The organism is Pseudomonas sp., assembly GCF_033723075.1.
Classification (GTDB): domain Bacteria; phylum Pseudomonadota; class Gammaproteobacteria; order Pseudomonadales; family Pseudomonadaceae; genus Aquipseudomonas.
Genome location: NZ_JAWVXU010000016.1, coordinates 1 through 18,308, shown reverse-complemented (window position 1 = coordinate 18,308; position 18,308 = coordinate 1). Strand labels below are relative to the sequence as shown.

Genomic DNA, 18,308 nt, shown 5'->3' with positions numbered 1-18,308 from the left:
TCACGCCCGCAAACAAGGATTAGGAATTCACAGCATGGCAGACAGCAAAGCAATCAATTGGGCGTATCCGTTTGCAAATACCGGCGCGGCGATCAACCCGCTGCAGTACCTGACCAATATGGCCAAGGCCAACGATGGCTACTACCCCACCGGCGAGAACGGCCTGTGGCATGGCGGTGTGCATTTCGACAAAGGCACCGCCACGGTCTTTGATCAGTCCAGCGTGCGCTGTATCGCCGATGGCGAGGTGATCGCCTATCGAGTCAACGAGACCTACCCGATCAGCGAGTACACCGAGGCCATCCCGCAGATAAAGCGCGTGCCGTTTTCCACGAGTTTTGTGCTAGTCAAGCATAGACTTCAGCCCCCTCAGCCCGGCAACGGGGCCACAGCAGCCAGCGAACAGTCCCCGCCCACACTGACCCTCTACAGCCTGTATATGCACTTGCAGGACTGGGCCGGTTATCAGGCCAAACCGGATCTGCCCCGACCTGGGTTCTGGGAGGCGGCCACATACATCGTCGACACCAAAGACGGTGGCCTCAATGTACGCGCCGAGCCTACCGCCAACGCGAGCAAATTGGCCGTGCTGCCCAAAGGTACCCAGATCACCATCAGCCGCACAGAAGGCGACTTCTGTAAGTTGGCAGCCATCGTCAGCGGGACAGCGGAGCCGGTCAACGGTGCAGCCGAACCGGCACTTACGCCAGACAGTGAGGGCAACCTACCCGGCTTTGTTTCCGCCAAGCTGCTCAAAGCACAGGGCGAACCCAAAGCCAAGGACAGCGTGGTGGTGCTGGACCCAGCCATCTCGATCAAGGCCGGTGACCTGATAGGTCATCTGGGCACCTATCAGAACTACAAAGGCGCAGCGCAGCCTTTGCTGCATCTGGAAGTATTCAGTTGCGAAGACGTACCCGGCTTTATCAGCAAGAGCCAAGCCTGGGCCCGTACCCTGCCAGATACCGAGAAAACCCTGCTTAAAGTCCACGAGGACGCCAGCCTGCTGATCACCCACCGTGACGATATCAAGGCCGATAACCCACCCAAACCAAGCGACGCCGGCAACCGGATCGGTGTCGATCTGATAATTCCTCAAGCCTTGCTGGACAGGTTACCGGCGGCCAGCAAAATCAAAGTCAGCACAGCCGTGGCCGGCAGCAACACTCCTCAGACCACCCACTGGTGGCGTCTGGACGGGCTGTTCGCAGACGAAGAGGGCAACCCCATCAACGGCTGGCTGGCCGAGCAGGACCTGATCACCACACGCCATAGCCCCTGGGAATGGCCAGACTTCCAGTGCATCGAAGACACCGGAACGCCGGTCGAGAAACTGGCCTACACCTTCAATGCCCGGGGCATGCTGAGCGACGACGAAAAACAAAACTACCGCGCCCAAATCAGCAAGGCCGATGGCGGCCCTATCCTGGCCATCGCCCGCCTCTACGACATAGTCGACACCGACAAGGACGGCGTACTGACCAGCGCAGAAATCCGCACTGCCCTCGGCAAACCCTGGCACGCACAAGTCCTCGGCCAACTGATCACCAAATACGAAAGCGAGTGGTTCTGGAACAAAAGCAAATGGGATGAACTCGACCCACTGCTGGCAGAAGAACCAGGCAAGCCGAATCCGATCTGGGACATAGAAAAACAGCGAATCGAGAAGCTGAGCTGGTGGAAGGAGCTGGCGGGCAAGCATGGGGTTAGTGGGGATGGGAAGGCGTGGCATTTTCAGGCGGTGGGGATGACGGCAAATTTTATTAATACAAGAGGGAAGATAAAAATCACTATTGCAATGCTAAAAAAAGTTTTTGAAGGGTTAATAAACACTAATGAGGCCGATGAACTTCTCAGTGAAATAGCCAGCCAGATCAATGAGAACTGTAAAAGATACAAGCTCGACACAACTTTGAGACTGAGTCACTTCTTTGCACAAGTGCGACAAGAAATTGGATCAAAATGTAGAGTAGTTGAAGACTTCACATACAGCCCAGAAGGTTTGAAAGGCACTTTCAGATATTTCAGACTACATCCATCAGAGGCGACTAGTTATGGATACGTAGGGAATAGTAAATTTGTCTCAACTGAGAATCAGATCGCAATCGGAAATAGAGCATACGCCAGTAGATACGATAATGGCGACATTGCATCTGGTGATGGCTGGCGCTACAGGGGGCGCGGCCTAAAACATCTAACTTTCAAAAGTAACTATGTTGAATTTAAAGAATACCATAAGAATTTTTGGGGCGAGGATATAGACTTTGTTCGGACGCCTGACTTACTGCACGAAAATTATAAATATTCAGTGCGTTCCGGCATATACTTTTGGCTGTCTAACAACCTATTTGGTGAGGCCGACAAAGGTGCAACCGATTCAGTTGTAGACGAAATAACAAGAATAATAAATGAAGCTACAGACAGCTACGGAAAGCGTAGAGATAACTTCAAGAGGATATTTGAAATTGAACAAATTTTTAAAGATATTTAGGCAAGTGCTTATTCTGCAGATCACCTTGTCTGCAGCGATGCAAGCTTTAGCTGCCGACGCTAGCGATCCGCGTTATGTCGGAGAGCTGCATCCTCCAGTAATGGTTTCTGATAAAAGTAAAAAAATTGCCGTGTTCTTTTTGAAAAGTAATTTCAAAAATAGCATCGCAAATACTCATGTAGCGACTGGTGAAATTTACTATTTCCAAGTTAAACCGCTTATACCTGAACTTAAGTATGCTTGGAAAGTGGAAGGTGATCAGATTTCCTCAGTGTTTTTTTACGACTGGAAAACTCCTGAGAGAGCTGGACGATCGATGTATGTGCTGACGAAAACTGTGGTTTCAAATCGGATCTTTGAAGGGCTTTCATACACAGTAATGGAGCTCCCTATTATTTCGGAAGGGGAGAAATTGTCATTGCATTTTTTCCCAGGTGACCTTCAGGATTCCAAGCTCCAGAATTGCTATGAGGGACTCTACCTTGAAGAGAGTAAAGCAGTTACCTGTGCCTACAAAAATGCTAGTGATATTAAAAAATACTTGGCCCTTCAAGACAAATAGCGACCGGAGTAATAGAAGACTAATAGGACTGATTGGAGCGGAATCTGAGGTTCCCCCTCAAATTCTCTCAAGATCCTGGGCCTGCTGATGCACCTCTCGACGCAGAGGACGGCTGGTAACTGGATCGCTACTAGCTCAGCCCGGGGTCGCAGGCTGGGCTGTTTGTTCTGGAAAGTTGAGGGGAGGTCGGGGCGCTGGCTAACTTCGATTTCCACCGCCCAGCGCCGCCCTCTTTTGTATTCAACTGTTCGTGATGAGCTACGCGGCAACATCGCGCAGAACAATCGTGAACAGTCTCCAGCAATAGACTATTAGTATTTGAGGCTGGCTATAAGTGACAATTGATTGGACGAGTAGTCGCTGTCATTCCACTTATAGTCGTACTGCCCCTTGACCGTCCAGGAGCTGTTATCGCAATTGCAGGACAGGAAGGTAATGCCTGCGCCAACATTATACAGATCCCGATCCTGCTCTATGCCTTCCACGTTGAATGCCGATCCGCCGCCGGTGAGGACTGCGGTCTGCTCAGTGGTGGTATCGCTGAAATCATGCAGCCATTTGACATGAACCTCAGGGGAATAGGTGCTGGCGCCGGATCGAATGACACGCTCGACCTTCACGCCCACACCGGATTGAGTCAGGTTGTAATCCTGGTCATCCACACGATGATTCAAGCCACCGGCACCACGTTCGTTATAACCGTCAACCTTGAGAAGTGACGTCTGTAATGAAGCGAAGGGTGTAACAGTAACTTCCTGGTCAAAGTAGAAATGCTTTCCGGCCGAGACCAGAGCCGTGTACTGCTGCCCATCGTATTCAGATTTAGCAACGCGATTAACACCTGGAAAGCTGATCTGACGTTCCCCGTCATAACGATCCACCCCGGCAGTCAACGCGCCCTGTACATACCAGGGACCTGGGGTGTAATTGAGATAGCTCGTCAGCTGGTAAGAGTCGATTGTGGTCTCACCAGAGGAGTTGTTTCCGTCGATTGTGCTATTCGCATAACCAGCACTTAGACCAACTCGGGTGTTTTCGCTCACCGGTCGGTCGTAACCCAATACCAAACCGTAGGTTTTAGTGTCGTAGCCGTAACTATTGTCGACATCGCCTTGGCTACCTGAATTACCAAAGGTCTTAGCCCACCAATTACTCTGTTGCTCGTCACCTTTGCACTTGCGCACGTCTTGCTGGGGTTCATCGGCTCCGCAGCTGGTGTCGCAACACGTGTTCTGGATCTCGTCCACGCGCGCTTGCAACAGGTCCTCCATGAGGCGCGTCGCCTGCCCTGCTACCCAGGGTGCTGCCAGGTTGGTACTGCTGGGAGCCAATTGAGCCAGGGCATCGGTGACTGCCGCGGCACTGGGAAGAGCCAGCACAGCGCCCTGAACAACTTGCAAATCGGAACCCGCTGGAGCATTTGAACCTAGTAGCGCCCCCGCAACCACATCGGCAACAGGTACGCCCAAGGAGACCGATTCAACCGTGATGAGTACATCGCCAGTTGTGGTCGGGACACTGGAGAAGGTGTAAAGCGGGTTGGTATTGAGGACGGTTACGGTAGCCCCGTTGGTGCCCGCCTGGCCACCGACAATCCTGAAGGTCGTTCCGGCAGTAAGCACGCCCGTTACAGTTGGAATCACCGTAATACCGGCAGCATCTATATTCGAGGCACCGGACGGCTGAATATTACCGTATACGGTATTACCGGCTAGGGAGGTTGCAATAGTGCCGTTGGCGTTAGTGGTCAACGCCCCAGTGATGGCCAAGGTATTAGCGCCGAGATTGAATCCTTGCGCTTGTACGGCACCGGTAATGGACGCATTACCGCCCGCTACATTGATTTGCTTCAACCCGCTTGCACCGCCAATAGCCCCATCTACATGACTGCCGTTATTCAGGGTCAACGTACCGGTATTGGCAGTGTTGGTCGTAATGGCTCCCGTCAGCAACTGGCCGGCCCCGAGATTAAGAAAACCATCACCGGCGAATACAGGTGCCGATTCGACGTCCCCATTGAAATTTACCGTGCCTTCCCCGCTAATCTGGGTCGTAGTGGCGAATACGTCGCCATTAAAATCAACCGTATTACCGGTAGCACCGGCACTGATATTGAGAAACAGAACCCCTGTCTGGCCGGTAGACCCGGTTACCGTCGAGTCACCAAGAAACAGAAGCTCACCGGTACTAGGAGCAGCCGTGGTGAAAGCACCGCCGAGATCGTTATTAGTATTGACATTCTGACCATCGGTAATGGTCAATGTGGCGCCACCCGTGGTGTCGACACCATTCAGCTCACCTTCCGCCCCGACTACACCGGGAAGCGCAACGGCCTCACGAGCCAAACTAATCGGGGCCCAAGCCACAATGGCAGCCGCCACAGCTACAGAAATCAAGCTAGCTTTCATAGAGGCCCTTTAAATTTAAATGTCATAATTGACACTACAACTTAGGCCTAATGAATATAATTAGCAAACAATCATAAATAACTACCAAAACAAACAGCCAACACGAATCACAATCAACTCTAAACTTACCGCCCGTCTAATAATTTGAACTTTTTTTGCGCACAATGAAAAGCATCCCGCAATTGCCTTGAAACGCAACGCAGGCCCTATACCTATGTCATCAACTTAATAAACCCCCTATGAACATCATATGATTAGCGATCAAATCAGCACATAAGAGAAATCCTTTTGACCGCTCATTCCACAGCATTTGACACTGCCCGCCAAACCCCGGCTTGAAGACTGTACAACCCACAACCAGCCCGCTCGATTGTCATGCCTGTATCGATGCCCACTGCCAGCACTCTCAAGACTTTAACCGGGGCTCAGGTCTTGCCTTTTGCTTATGAGAAATGAGGCCGCCCATTTATTTCCGCAGCTCCTAGCCAAAATGATGGACCGAATGGGCGCTCTGGCAAATGACGAAAAACGGACAGGCGCTGCCTATCAATCGCTGGACAATCAGAGACGATCTTTTCACCCCTATCCTGAGAGCCCGAGGGCTACCCAATCAAAGATCCTCTTCCTCCACCACCCGCACCATCCCCGCCTCCAGCGCATAGGCCGCATCCGCCAGCTCGTTGCTGACCGGCTCCACCTGCAAGGTTCCGCTGACCCAGAGCGGAGCGTAGATGTCTTCGAGTTCGATGCCCGCCGGGTAGCGCACCAGCACCAGCTGGTTCGGCGGGGGTGGCGGGACGTGGATGCAGGCACCGGGATAGGGGACCAGGAAGAACAGGGTGCTGCGGCCTTGGGCGTCGGTTTCCAGGGGGACGGGGTAGCCGCCCAGGCGGATGGCTTTGCCGTCGAGGGCGGCTACGGTCTTGGCCGAGTACATCACCGCCGGCAGGTTCTTGTCCTGCTGCCGGAGGCCACCGGGGTTGTAGAAGGCGCCATCCTGCTCGGGGCTGTCGTGGCTGATTTCCGGCATGGCTTCGAGGGCCTGGCGGTCTTCTGCCGGCATCAGGTCGAGCCAGTCGGTTTCCGGCAGCTCGGCGCGGGCCAGGCTACTCAGCAGCAGGAGGGACAGCAGCAGGTGACGCATGGGCGGACTCACAGATGGCTAGGAAGCGAAGGGTTCAACCCTTCTTGACTGCGCCATAGAGTACCAGCAGGACCACCGCACCGATCACCGCGCCGATGAAACCGGCGCCTTGGCCCGCCTGGTAGATGCCCAGCGCCTGGCCGCCGTAGGTCGCGGCGATGGCGCCGCCGATGCCGATCAGGATGGTCATGATCCAGCCCATGCTGTCGTCGCCCGGCTTGAGGAAGCGTGCAATCAGGCCGACGATCAGGCCGATGAAGATGGTGCCGATAATGCCCATGGGGTGTTCTCCGAATAGGTGAGTGAGCCGGGCTGAAAAACCGTGGCATTACGCTATCAGATGGACGGGGGTCGCGGAGGTTCCATCAAGAGCCTCTGGCGCCGGGTGCAGACGGCGCCAGATATGGCCTCAGCGGTTGTGAAAACATCGAACGCCGTCACGAGGACGCGTTCAGGTGTTCGCCGCTCGAGTCCCTGGAGAAGGCCGCAGCAGGTGAGCGTTTTTCCGCAACCTCAGGCCTTGCCGATCAGCGCCTCGACGGCAGCGACCTGCCGGTCCAGGGTGGCGCGGTCGGCACAGCGCAGGGTGGCGTGGCCGACCTTGCGCCCGACCTTGAAGGCCTTGCCGTAGTGGTGCAGGTGGCAGTCGTCGATGGCGATGACGGCAGCCACCGGCGGCACTTCGCCGATGAAGTTGAGCATGGCGCTTTCGCCGATCTTGGCGGTCGAGCCCAATGGCAGGCCGGCGACGGCGCGCAGGTGGTTCTCGAACTGGCTGCACTCGCAACCTTCGATGGTCCAGTGTCCGGAGTTGTGCACGCGCGGGGCGATTTCGTTGGCTTTCAGGCCGCCATCGACCTCGAAGAACTCGAAGGCCATGACGCCGACGTAGTTGAGTTTCTCCAGCACGCGACCGACATAGTCTTCGGCCAGAGCCTGCAACGGGTGATCGCTGCTGGCGATGGACAGGGCCAGCACGCCGCCGTCGTGGCGATTGTGCACCAGCGGGTAGAAGCGCGTCTCGCCATCGCGGCCACGCACGGCGACCAGCGACACTTCACCGGTAAAAGGCACAAAGCCTTCTAGGATGCAGGGCACGCTACCCAGCTCGGCGAAGGCGTCGCTCACGTCTTGCGCCTGGCGCAGGACCTTCTGGCCCTTGCCGTCGTAGCCCAGGGTACGGGTCTTGAGTACCGCCGGCAGACCGATGGCGGCGGCGGCGGCATTCAGGTCGGCCTGCGAGTGAATATCGGCAAACGCCGGGGTGGGAATGTCGAGGTCCTTGAACATCGACTTCTCGAACCAGCGGTCGCGGGCGATGCGCAGGGACTCGGCGCAGGGGTAGACCGGCACGAACTGCGAGAGAAAGGCCACGGTCTCGGCCGGTACACTCTCGAACTCGAAGGTCACCAGATCGACCTCATCGGCCAGCTGACGTAGGTGATCCTGGTCGCCGTAGTCGGCGCGGATATGCTCGCCGAGGGCCTGGGCGCACGCGTCCGGCGCCGGGTCGAGGAAGGCAAAGTTCATCCCCAGCGGGGTGCCCGCCAGGGCCAGCATGCGACCCAGTTGGCCGCCACCGATTACACCGATTTTCATGCGTCTACCTCTTTTAATGCCGCACGCGCCTGCGCGGTACACAACCCATGACAGCGGGCGGGCCCGCGATGCCTTGACCTGGCCAGAAATGCCTGGCCGGCAATCAAGCCTGACGCGGGTCCGGATTATCCAGCACGGTATCGGTCTGCTCCTGGCGGAACTGCTTGAGCGCCGCGTGGAACTGCGGGTGCTGGTGACCGAGAATACTCGCCGCCAGCAAGGCCGCGTTGATCGCACCGGCCTTGCCGATGGCCAGGGTGGCGACCGGAATACCGGCCGGCATCTGCACGATCGACAGCAGCGAATCGACGCCCGAGAGCATCGCCGACTGCACCGGCACGCCGAGTACCGGCAGGTGGGTCTTGGCCGCACACATGCCCGGCAGGTGCGCCGCGCCACCGGCACCGGCGATGATCACCTGGATGCCACGGCTGTCGGCCTGTTCGGCGTACTGGAACAGCAGGTCCGGGGTGCGGTGGGCGGAAACCACCTTGACCTCATAGGGGATGCCCAGCTTGTCCAGCATCTCGGCGGTGTGGCTAAGGGTGGACCAATCGGACTTGGAGCCCATGATCACGCCAACCAGTGCGCTCATCGTCGTGCCTCTTCTATTGGGCGCCTCGCGGCGCAGCAAAAGTGTGCGTCGCTGTGGCGGCGCGTCAAAAACCAACAAGCCACGCGGGATGACCGGCGTGGCTTGTGTGCGAAAAAGGCCGCGCAGTATACCGTAAAGCCAGGCTTGGCGAGCAGCCACTACTACCGTTTGTCCAGAGTTACCCTACGCAAGCCCAAACATTGCCCTCAAACAACACCTGCCATCCTCATCGGCGCACAGTTCTTGTCTCTTTGCATATCGAACGAGGATCGCACCATGAACCAAACCATGAAAGCCGCCGTCGTCCATGCCTTTTGCCAGCCGCTGCGCATCGAGGAGGTCAAGGTGCCGCTACCCGGTCCTGGGCAGATTCTGGTGAAGATCGAAGCCTGTGGCGTCTGCCATACCGACCTGCACGCCGCCGAAGGCGACTGGCCGGTGAAACCCAGCCTGCCCTTTATCCCCGGCCACGAGGGCGTCGGCTATGTAGCGGCGGTGGGTGCCGGCGTCAAGCGCGTCAAAGAAGGCGACCGGGTCGGCGTGCCTTGGCTGTATACCGCTTGCGGTTGCTGCGAGCACTGCCTGACCGGCTGGGAAACCCTCTGCGAAAGCCAGCAGAACACCGGGTACTCGGTCAATGGCAGCTACGCCGAATACGTGTTGGCCGACCCGAACTTCGTCGGAATACTGCCGAAAAACGTCGAGTTCGCGGAAATCGCACCAATTCTCTGCGCTGGCGTCACCGTCTACAAAGGCTTGAAGGTGACGGGCGCACGACCGGGCCAATGGGTGGCGATTTCCGGCATCGGCGGGCTCGGCCATGTCGCGGTGCAGTACGCCAAGGCCATGGGCCTGCATGTCGCGGCCATCGACGTCGACGACGCCAAACTGGAACTGGCCCGCAAGCTCGGCGCCAGCCTGACGGTCAACGCCCTGAAGGAAAACCCGGTCGAGGTGATTCAGCGCGATATCGGCGGCGCCCATGGCGTGCTGGTCACCGCAGTGTCCAACAGCGCCTTCGGCCAGGCCATCGGCATGGCCCGCCGTGGCGGCACGGTGGCATTGATCGGCCTGCCGCCTGGGGATTTCCCGACACCGATCTTCGACGTGGTGCTCAAGGCCATCAGCATCACCGGCTCCATCGTCGGCACCCGTGCGGATTTGCAGGAGGCGCTGGACTTCGCCGCCGAAGGCCTGGTCAAGGCAACCATCCACAGCGACAAGCTGGACAACATCAACCAGGTGTTCGAACAGATGCGCGCGGGCAAGATCGAGGGGCGAGTGGTGATGCAGTTCTGAGAAGCTGTGCGATAGCTGCGGCATGCTTCTTGCCTTATTTCAGCGATCTTAAAATCGCGGATATCGCCGATGCTGCACGCCAATCTGACTACCCTGCATGTGGTCTCGCTGACGCTCGAACTGTTCGCCGAACAGCCCGATTCGATCGAGGCCTTGCTCGCCGGCAGTGGCATCCAGGCCGGCGACCTGGCCAGCGCCGACAACCGCATCACCCGCACCCAGGAACTGCAGGTATGCGCCAACGCCCTGGCCCTGCGCACCGATCTCGGCCTGGCGCTGGGCCAACGCCTGCATGTGTCGTCCTACGGCCTGCTCGGTTACGCCGCGCTGTCGAGTGCCACCTTTGGTGACGCCTGGCGCTTGCTGCTGCAGTATCCGGCGCTGCTCGGTACCTACTTCAAGCTGGATCTGAGCGTCGAAGGCGAACTGGCCTGGGTAAGCGCCAGCGAGTACCGGCATGTTCAGACGCTCGAGCAGTTCAATGTGGAAATGTGCCTGGCCTCGCTCAGGCTGATCGGCGACGAACTGCTCGGCCAGTCATTGCCGCTGGCCGCGGCGCAGTTCAGCCATGCCCGACCGGCCTACGCCGAGCGTTACGCCACCAGCTTCGCCTGTCCGCTGCAATTCGACGCCGCGCGCAATGCCTTCGCCTTCCCCGCCGAGTGGCTGCAGCGGCGCCTGCCGCTGGCCGACCCGGTCACCCACCAGGAGATGCTCGCCCGCTGCCGCAAGCAGAACAGCGAGTTCACCACCCGCCAGGCCTGGCTGCAGCGCGTACGCGAGATGCTGGCCTGCCACCTGGCCGAGCCGCCAGGGCTGGAGGCACTGGCGCAACAGATGCACTGCTCGCCGCGCTCCCTGCGCCGGCACCTGCAGGAGCTGGGCACGCACTACCAGGAACTGCTCGACGAACTGCGCTTCGAACGGGCCAAGACCCTGCTCGGCCAGCAGGACTGGCCGATCTGCCGCATCGCCGAGGAACTGGGCTTCAGCGAAAGCGCCAGTTTCCGCCATGCCTTCCAGCGCTGGAGCGGGGTGGCGCCAAGTCGTTTTCGCGCCTGATCATCCATGCCCCGTCAATATTGACCTGCCCGTAGGGTGCGCCACGCGCACCAGCCGTTTGCGCGCCACGCCCTGAACACACGGCGCCCCTATGACATGAGCACGGTGGCCGTGAAACTTGGCCACTTCGATCCCCTATTGGCCGTTGCCAGCGTTCATTCGCAACGGCTTTGCTGCAAACAATGGCTGCCAGAACAACAAGCCTGGGAGCCAACTGCATGCTGACCTACTACAGCGACGACCATCACCTGCACCACGGTAACTGCGAGCTGATCGATGGCCGGTTGCTGCCCTGTTTCGAGAAACCGCAGCGCGCCGACCATATCCTCCAGCGGGTGAAGGACCGCCGCCTCGGCGAGGTGCGCGGCCCCACCGACTTCGGTCGTGGGCCGATCGAGCGCATCCACAGCGCCGCCTACCTGGACTTCTTCCAGGGCGCCTGGGCGCGCTGGCAGGCGCAGAACGGCAGCGGCGACCTGCTGCCCTTCACCTGGCCGGCGCGCACCCTGCGCGCGGTGATCCCCCGGGACCTGCACGGCCAGCTCGGCTATTACAGTTTCGACGGCGGCGCGCCCATCACCGCCGGCACCTGGCAGGCCGCCTACAGCGCCGCCCAGGTCGCCCTCAGCGCCCAGGCCGCGATCGCCGCCGGCGCCCACAGCGCCTTCGCCCTGTGCCGCCCGCCGGGCCACCATGCCGCCAGCGAAGTGATGGGCGGCTACTGCTACCTGAACAACGCCGCCATCGCTGCCCAGGCCTTCCTCGATCAGGGCCACACCAAGGTGGCCATCCTCGACGTCGACTACCACCACGGCAACGGCACCCAGGACATCTTCTACATGCGCAGCGACGTGCTGTTCGCCTCGATTCATGGCGACCCGGCGGAGGAATTCCCGTTCTTCCTCGGCTATGCCGACGAATGCGGCGTGGGTGCCGGCGAGGGCTGCAACCATAACTACCCGCTGCCCATGGGCAGTGACTGGGCCGCCTGGAGCGCGGCGCTGGACGACGCCTGCCAGCGCATCGCCGACTACGGCGCCGAGGTGCTGGTGGTGTCGCTGGGCGTGGACACCTTCAAGGACGACCCGATCTCCCAGTTCAAACTCGACAGCCCGGACTACCTGCGCATGGGCCAGCGCATCGCCGCCCTCGGCCTGCCGACCCTGTTCGTCATGGAAGGTGGCTATGCAGTGGAGGCCATCGGCGTCAACGCGGTGAACGTGCTGGAAGGTTTCGAAGCGAGCAAAACGTAGGGTGGATGACGCTCTTTTCATCCACCGGGACCACCCTGGTGGATGGATAAAGCGTCATCCACCCTACGCGAATACCGCGCTCCCGGGCGCAGCGACTGAATTACAACAAGATTGGAGTGACCTCGATGAACAGACTCACCCAGCTATTCGGCTCGACCCTGCTCGCTGCCGCCTTCTGCGCCGCGAGCCTGCCTGCCGCGGTGGCCCAGACCGAGCAGCGTCAGCTGCGGGTGTACAACTGGGCCGACTACATGCTGCCGTCGGTGCCCAAGGAGTTTCAGCAGAAGTCCGGCATCCAGCTGACCTGGGATGTGTTCGACACCAACGAATCCCTGGAAGCCAAACTGCTCACCGGCAACTCCGGCTATGACCTGGTGGTGCCGAGCAACACCTTCCTCGACACCCAGATCAAGGCCGGGGTGTTCCAGAAGCTGGACAAGACCAAGCTGCCCAACTGGAAGCACCTGGACCCGACCCTGCTGCAGCTGATGACCGTCAACGACCCCGGCAACCAGTACGCCGTGCCCTACCTGTACGGCACCACCCTGATCGGCTTCAACCCGGAGAAGGTCAAGGCCGCCCTCGGCGCGGATGCCCCGGTGAACAGCTGGGACCTGATCTTCAAGGAGGAATATGTAAGCAAGCTGGCCCAGTGCGGCGTGACCATGCTCGACTCGCCCAACGAGATCCTGCCGATCGCCTTGCACTACCTGGGCCTGGACCCCAATAGCACCCGTCCGGCGGACTATGAGAAGGCCACCGAACTGATGCTGAAGATCCGCCCGCACGTGCGCTACTTCCACTCGGCCAAGTACATGACCGATATCGCCAACGGCGAGATCTGCGTGGCCATCGGCTATTCCGGCAGCTTCTACCAGTTCGCCAACCGGGCCAAGGAAGCCGGCAACGGCGTGGTGGTCGACTGGCGCCTGCCGAAGGAAGGCGCACCGCTGTGGTACGACTCCTTCGCCATCCCGGCCAGCGCCAAGAACGTCGACGAGGCCCACGCCTTCCTCGACCACCTGCTCGACCCGCAGGTGGTCGCACCGATCAGCGATTTCCTCGGTTACCCGAACCCGAACAAGGACGCGATGCCGCTGGTGGCCGCGGAGATCCGCGACAATCCCGACCTGACCCCGACCGCCGCGGCGCAACAGACCCTCTACGTGCTGCAACCGCTGCCGCAGCGGATCGAGCGCATCCGCACCCGGGCCTGGACCAGGATCAAGTCCGGCACCTGAGGAAACGTCGAATGGCTATTCCGCAGGGGCAGGTCATGCGCGCGATGTATAGCGGCCTCGTGGGCATGGGACTAGGCGTCGCCCCCGCGCCTACACTCAACGCCCGACCTCGCCGCTTTCCAGCTTGCGCCACAACAGGCGCACCGAGGCCTTTCGGACCAGAGCGCAGCGGTGCAGGCGGATCTCCAGCGGCACTTGCCACTGTTCGTCGCCGCACACCACCAGCTCGCCACGGGCCAGTTCGGCGGTGACCGACAGGCGCGGCACCCAAGCCACGCCCATGCCCTGCAGGGCCATGCTTTTCAGGCTGTCGGCCATCGCCGTCTCGTACACCGTGGTCGAACGCAGCGCGCGCTGGCGCAGCAGCAGATTGACCGAGCGGCCGAGAAAGGCGCCGGCGGTATAGGCCAGCAGCGGCACGCTCTGACCGCTGTCGAGATCGAACAGCGGCTGACCGTCATCGCCAACCCCACACACCGGCAGCATCGAGGTCACGCCCAGGTGCAGCGAAGGGAAGATCTCCGGGTCCATCTGCAGCGCGGCATCCGGGTCGTAATAGGCGAGGATCAGGTCGCAGCCGCCTTCGCGCAGCGAGTGCACCGCCTCGCCGACATTGGTTGCCACCAGCCTGGTGTTCAACGGCAGACCTTCACGGCGCAAGCGGGCAATCCATTCGGGGAAGAAGCCCAGGGTCAGCGAGTGCGCGGCGGCTATCTGCAACACCTCGCCCTGCTTGCCTTCCAGGTTGTGCAGGTGACGCACCACCTCGCCCAGTTGCTCGACCAGGCTGCGCGCGGTGACCAGAAACAGCTGGCCGGGCTCGGTCAGCTCGACCGGCGTGCAGGCGCGGTTGACCAGGGTCAGGCCGAGCATGTTCTCCAGGCTGCGGATCCGTCGACTGAAGGCCGGCTGGGTGACGAAGCGCTTCTGCGCGGCCTGAGAGAAGCTGCGGGTGGCGGCCAGGGCGACGAAGTCTTCCAGCCATTTGGTTTCCAGGTTCATGGGTCGTTCCTTGCGATTTCGCTGCTTTTCATCCAGAGCACCTCAACTGCGTAGGGTGGATGACGCTCTTTTCATCCACCGTCCACCCCAGCCATGGTGGATGGATAAAGCGTCATCCACCCTATGTCTACGCTCGCCGACAATTCGGCGTCACGCCGACATTATGCCGATTATGCATACCGTAGCGCTTAACAGCATTGGCCAGTTTCCGGCCACAACCCTTAGTCTACGGGACATCGCGGCGTTAGCCGCATTCCCCTAGAGATATCCCCACCATGTCCGCTGCTGCATCCTTCCGCGTCGAAAAAGATTTGCTTGGCACCCTCGAAGTCCCTGCTGAAGCCTACTACGGCATCCAGACCCTGCGTGCCGTGCATAACTTTCGCCTGTCCGGCGTGCCGCTGGCGCACTACCCCAAGTTCGTCACCGCGCTGGCCATGGTCAAGCAGGCGGCCGCCGACGCCAACCGCGAACTAGGCCACCTCAGTGCGGCCAAGCACGCGGCGATCAGCGAAGCCTGTGCCCGCATCATCCGCGGCGACTTCCATGAAGAATTCGTGGTCGACATGATCCAGGGCGGCGCCGGCACCTCGACCAATATGAACGCCAACGAGGTGATCGCCAATATCGCCCTGGAGGCCATGGGTCACGCCAAGGGCGAGTACCAGTACCTGCACCCGAACAACGACGTGAACATGGCGCAGTCGACCAATGACGCCTACCCGACCGCCATCCGCCTCGGCTTGCTGCTCGGTCACGACACCCTGCTGGCCAGCCTCGACAGCCTGATCGGCGCGTTCGCGGCCAAGGGCGAGGAATTCGCCCATGTATTGAAGATGGGCCGCACCCAGCTGCAGGACGCCGTGCCCATGACCCTCGGCCAGGAATTCCGCGCCTTCTCCAACACCCTCGGCGAAGACCTGGCGCGCCTGAAAAGCCTGGCCCCGGAGCTGCTCACCGAAGTCAACCTGGGCGGCACCGCGATCGGCACCGGGATCAACGCCGACCCGCGCTACCAGCAACTGGCCGTCGACCGCCTCGCTGCCATCAGCGGCCAGCCGCTGGTGCCGGCCGCCGACCTGATCGAAGCCACCTCGGACATGGGCGCCTTCGTGCTGTTCTCCGGCATGCTCAAGCGCACCGCGGTCAAGCTGTCGAAGATCTGCAACGACCTGCGCCTGCTGTCCAGCGGTCCGCGCACCGGGATCAACGAGATCAACCTGCCGGCGCGCCAGCCGGGCAGCTCGATCATGCCCGGCAAGGTCAACCCGGTGATCCCGGAAGCGGTCAATCAGGTGGCCTTTGAAATCATCGGCAACGATCTGGCCCTGACCATTGCCGCCGAGGGCGGGCAGCTGCAGCTCAACGTCATGGAACCGCTGATCGCCTACAAGATCTTCGACTCGATTCGCCTGCTGCAGCGCGCCATGGACATGCTGCGCGAGCATTGCATCGTCGGCATCACTGCCAACGAGGCGCATTGCCGGGCGCTGATGGAAAACTCCATCGGCCTGATCACCGCCCTGAACCCCTACATCGGCTACGAGAACGCCACCCGCATCGCCAAGCTGGCCCTGGACAGCGGCCGCGGCGTACTCGAGCTGGTGCGCGCAGAGAACCTGCTGGACGACGCCACCCTGGCCGACATTCTCAGCCCGGAAAACATGATCGCCCCGCGCCTGGTGCCGCTCAAGGCCTGACCCCGGCGCGACCCCACGCCTGAAACGGCGCCCGGTTCGCCGAGCGCCGCCCCGCCAGACCGCGCAGACGGTCAGCCCAATAACAACAACAGACGGTAGAACGCATGAACCAGAGCACGACCCTCACCGCCCCATGGCGCCTCTGGGGGCGCCTGCCCCTATGGCAGAAAATCCTCATTGGCCTGACCCTCGGCGTCGCCACCGGTGTCGCGTTCAAGCAAGATGCCCTGATCCTGGCGCCACTCGGCGCGCTGTTCCTCAATGCGATCAAGATGCTCATCGTGCCGCTGGTGTTCGTCTCTTTGGTGGCCGGCATCACCTCCATGCAGGACAGCGCCAAGCTCGGCCGCATCAGCGTCAAGACCATCGCCATCTACCTGGTCACCACCGCCTTCGCGGTGAGCATCGGCCTGCTCTTTGGCACGCTCTTTACCCCTGGCGAGGGCATGCACATGGTCGCCAGTGGTGCCACCGAGGCCAAGCAGGCGCCTTCGCTGGTGCAGATCCTGGTCGGCCTGGTGCCGAGCAACCCGGTGACCGCCTTCGCCGAGGGCAACATCCTGCAGATCATCGTGTTCGCCATCGCCCTGGGCGTGAGTCTGAACCTGATCGGCGACAAGGCCGCGCCGGCGATCAAGCTGTTCGACAGCCTGGCCGAGACCTTCTACAAGCTCACCGACCTGATCATGCGCTGCGCCCCCTACGGCGTGTTCGCCCTGATCGCCGGAGTGGTCGGCAGCCACGGCGCCGAGGTGCTGCTGCCGCTGGCCGGAGTGATCGGGGTGATCTACCTGGCCAGCCTGGCCCATGTGCTGCTGGTCTACGGCGGCCTGCTCGGCCTGCTCGCACGGCTCAGCCCGCTGCGCTTCTTCCAGGGCATCGCCCCGGCACTGGCGGTGGCCTTCAGCACCTCGAGCAGCGCCGGCACCCTGCCGGTGTCGATCGAATGCGCGCGCAAGAACCTCGGCGTGTCCGAGGGCGTGGCCGGCTTCGTGCTGCCGGTCGGCGCGACCATCAACATGGACGGCACCGCCATCTACCAGGGTGTGCTGGCGCTGTTCATCGCCCAGGCCTTCGGCGTCGACCTGAATGCCGGCCAGTACCTGATGATCATCCTCACCGCCACCCTGGCGTCGATCGGCACCGCCGGCATCCCCGGCGCCGGGCTGATCATGCTCGGTCTGGTGCTGACCTCGGTCGGCCTGCCGCTGGAAGGAGTGGCGCTGATCGCCGGCATCGACCGCATCCTCGACATGGCGCGCACCACGGTCAACGTCGCCGGCGACCTGATGACCACCACCCTGGTTGGCACCAGCGAGAAGGAACTGGATCGGGACATCTACAACAGCGCCAACCCCGAGTAACGCGGCATTGTGATCACGAGCAACACCCGCACAAGGACTTGCGGGGCTTCTGCGCCAACCCGGTGCAGCGGCAACGCCGTCAGGAATCGGCAGCCAACGAGATGCCCATAGGCATCCAGGGCATACCAATAAAAGTAACCACACAGGGTGAACCCATGAACGCATTCGACCCCGGTCGTCTCTCTCCACCCGGCAGCAGGCCATCCCCGCTGCCGTAGTGCCTGAAGCCCGTTCAGTCGGCTCGGCCGCGCTCCTCCTGCGGCGGCTTTTGGCGTGCCATGAGCCGCCGCAGATTTCCTGTGTCGGCGCACAACCCGCGCAACCTACCGACTGCACAGGCTCCCGGCACATGGACCACCCGTGCCGTCCGCCAGCGTCGCCCTACCCGGGCGGCGCTGCGGCGTCATCACCATTATTCCTCCGATAAATATAAGAAAGAGAGAGACTCCATGCTCGATATTCTCAATGACCTGATCTGGAGCAAGCTGCTGATCGTGATGCTGATCGGCCTCGGTCTGTACTTCACCATCGCCTCGCGCTTCGTCCAGTTCCGCTACTTCGGCAGCATGTTCCGTATCTTCAGCGAGG

At 60.6% G+C, this 18,308-nt stretch carries 14 protein-coding genes; 8 read left to right on the top strand and 6 right to left on the bottom strand.

Annotated elements, in window-relative coordinates:
• The first annotated feature begins 34 nt into the window (after positions 1–34).
• Together R3355_RS18080 and R3355_RS18075 are read left to right on the top strand one after the other, a co-directional pair.
• On the top strand, positions 35–2,491 hold the full coding sequence (locus tag R3355_RS18080; protein ID WP_318962463.1) for an SH3 domain-containing protein: 2,457 nt from the start codon (positions 35–37) through the stop codon (positions 2,489–2,491).
• The gene (locus R3355_RS18075) at positions 2,466–3,053 is read left to right on the top strand and encodes a hypothetical protein (RefSeq protein WP_318962462.1); all 588 of its coding nucleotides are present in this window, start codon (positions 2,466–2,468) and stop codon (positions 3,051–3,053) included. Before R3355_RS18080 ends, R3355_RS18075 begins: the two co-directional genes overlap by 26 nt.
• Positions 3,054–3,364: 311 nt before the next feature.
• Here R3355_RS18075 and R3355_RS18070 read toward each other — a convergent pair whose 3' ends face one another.
• The 5 genes from R3355_RS18070 to purE all read right to left on the bottom strand — a co-directional run bounded on the left by R3355_RS18070 (position 3,365) and on the right by purE (position 8,799).
• The gene (locus R3355_RS18070; RefSeq protein ID WP_318962461.1) at positions 3,365–5,461 is read right to left on the bottom strand and encodes an autotransporter domain-containing protein; all 2,097 of its coding nucleotides are present in this window, start codon (positions 5,459–5,461) and stop codon (positions 3,365–3,367) included.
• Positions 5,462–6,071: 610 nt separating this feature from the next.
• Positions 6,072–6,605 (bottom strand): DUF3299 domain-containing protein, encoded by a 534-nt coding sequence (locus R3355_RS18065; protein WP_318962460.1) that lies wholly within the window; start codon positions 6,603–6,605, stop codon positions 6,072–6,074.
• A 34-nt stretch (positions 6,606–6,639) separates the two neighbouring features.
• Entirely contained in the window at positions 6,640–6,885 is a 246-nt protein-coding gene (locus tag R3355_RS18060; RefSeq protein WP_318950106.1) for a GlsB/YeaQ/YmgE family stress response membrane protein, read from the bottom strand.
• A gap of 233 nt (positions 6,886–7,118) precedes the next feature.
• A complete protein-coding gene (locus tag R3355_RS18055) occupies positions 7,119–8,204 on the bottom strand; it encodes a 5-(carboxyamino)imidazole ribonucleotide synthase (protein WP_318962458.1) in 1,086 nt (361 codons plus the stop codon).
• 103 nt (positions 8,205–8,307) lie between these two features.
• Entirely contained in the window at positions 8,308–8,799 is a 492-nt protein-coding gene (gene purE / locus R3355_RS18050) for a 5-(carboxyamino)imidazole ribonucleotide mutase (RefSeq protein WP_318950104.1), read from the bottom strand.
• A 276-nt stretch (positions 8,800–9,075) separates the two neighbouring features.
• On the opposite strand from purE, the gene adhP reads away from it, so the two are divergent.
• The 4 genes from adhP (at position 9,076) to R3355_RS18030 (ending at position 13,654) form a co-directional block, all read left to right on the top strand.
• Complete coding sequence (gene adhP, locus R3355_RS18045) at positions 9,076–10,098, top strand: alcohol dehydrogenase AdhP (RefSeq protein ID WP_318962456.1); 1,023 nt, start codon at positions 9,076–9,078, stop codon at positions 10,096–10,098.
• Between the two features lie 69 nt (positions 10,099–10,167).
• Positions 10,168–11,160, top strand: coding sequence for an AraC family transcriptional regulator (locus R3355_RS18040; protein WP_318962454.1), 993 nt, complete (start codon positions 10,168–10,170; stop codon positions 11,158–11,160).
• 218 nt (positions 11,161–11,378) lie between these two features.
• Complete coding sequence (locus R3355_RS18035; RefSeq protein WP_318962453.1) at positions 11,379–12,413, top strand: histone deacetylase family protein; 1,035 nt, start codon at positions 11,379–11,381, stop codon at positions 12,411–12,413.
• Between the two features lie 125 nt (positions 12,414–12,538).
• On the top strand, positions 12,539–13,654 hold the full coding sequence (locus tag R3355_RS18030) for a polyamine ABC transporter substrate-binding protein (RefSeq protein ID WP_318962452.1): 1,116 nt from the start codon (positions 12,539–12,541) through the stop codon (positions 13,652–13,654).
• Between the two features lie 96 nt (positions 13,655–13,750).
• On the opposite strand, the gene R3355_RS18025 is transcribed toward R3355_RS18030, so the two are convergent.
• Complete coding sequence (locus tag R3355_RS18025; protein ID WP_318962451.1) at positions 13,751–14,656, bottom strand: LysR substrate-binding domain-containing protein; 906 nt, start codon at positions 14,654–14,656, stop codon at positions 13,751–13,753.
• Positions 14,657–14,931: 275 nt separating this feature from the next.
• Between R3355_RS18025 and R3355_RS18020 the strand changes: the two genes are divergently transcribed.
• Positions 14,932–16,356, top strand: a complete 1,425-nt coding sequence (locus tag R3355_RS18020; RefSeq protein WP_318950092.1) for an aspartate ammonia-lyase — start codon at positions 14,932–14,934, stop codon at positions 16,354–16,356.
• A gap of 104 nt (positions 16,357–16,460) precedes the next feature.
• Positions 16,461–17,720 carry a dicarboxylate/amino acid:cation symporter gene (locus tag R3355_RS18015; RefSeq protein WP_318962450.1) on the top strand — a complete coding sequence of 420 codons (1,260 nt, stop codon included), beginning with the start codon at positions 16,461–16,463 and terminating at the stop codon, positions 17,718–17,720.
• The last annotated feature ends 588 nt before the right edge of the window (positions 17,721–18,308 follow it).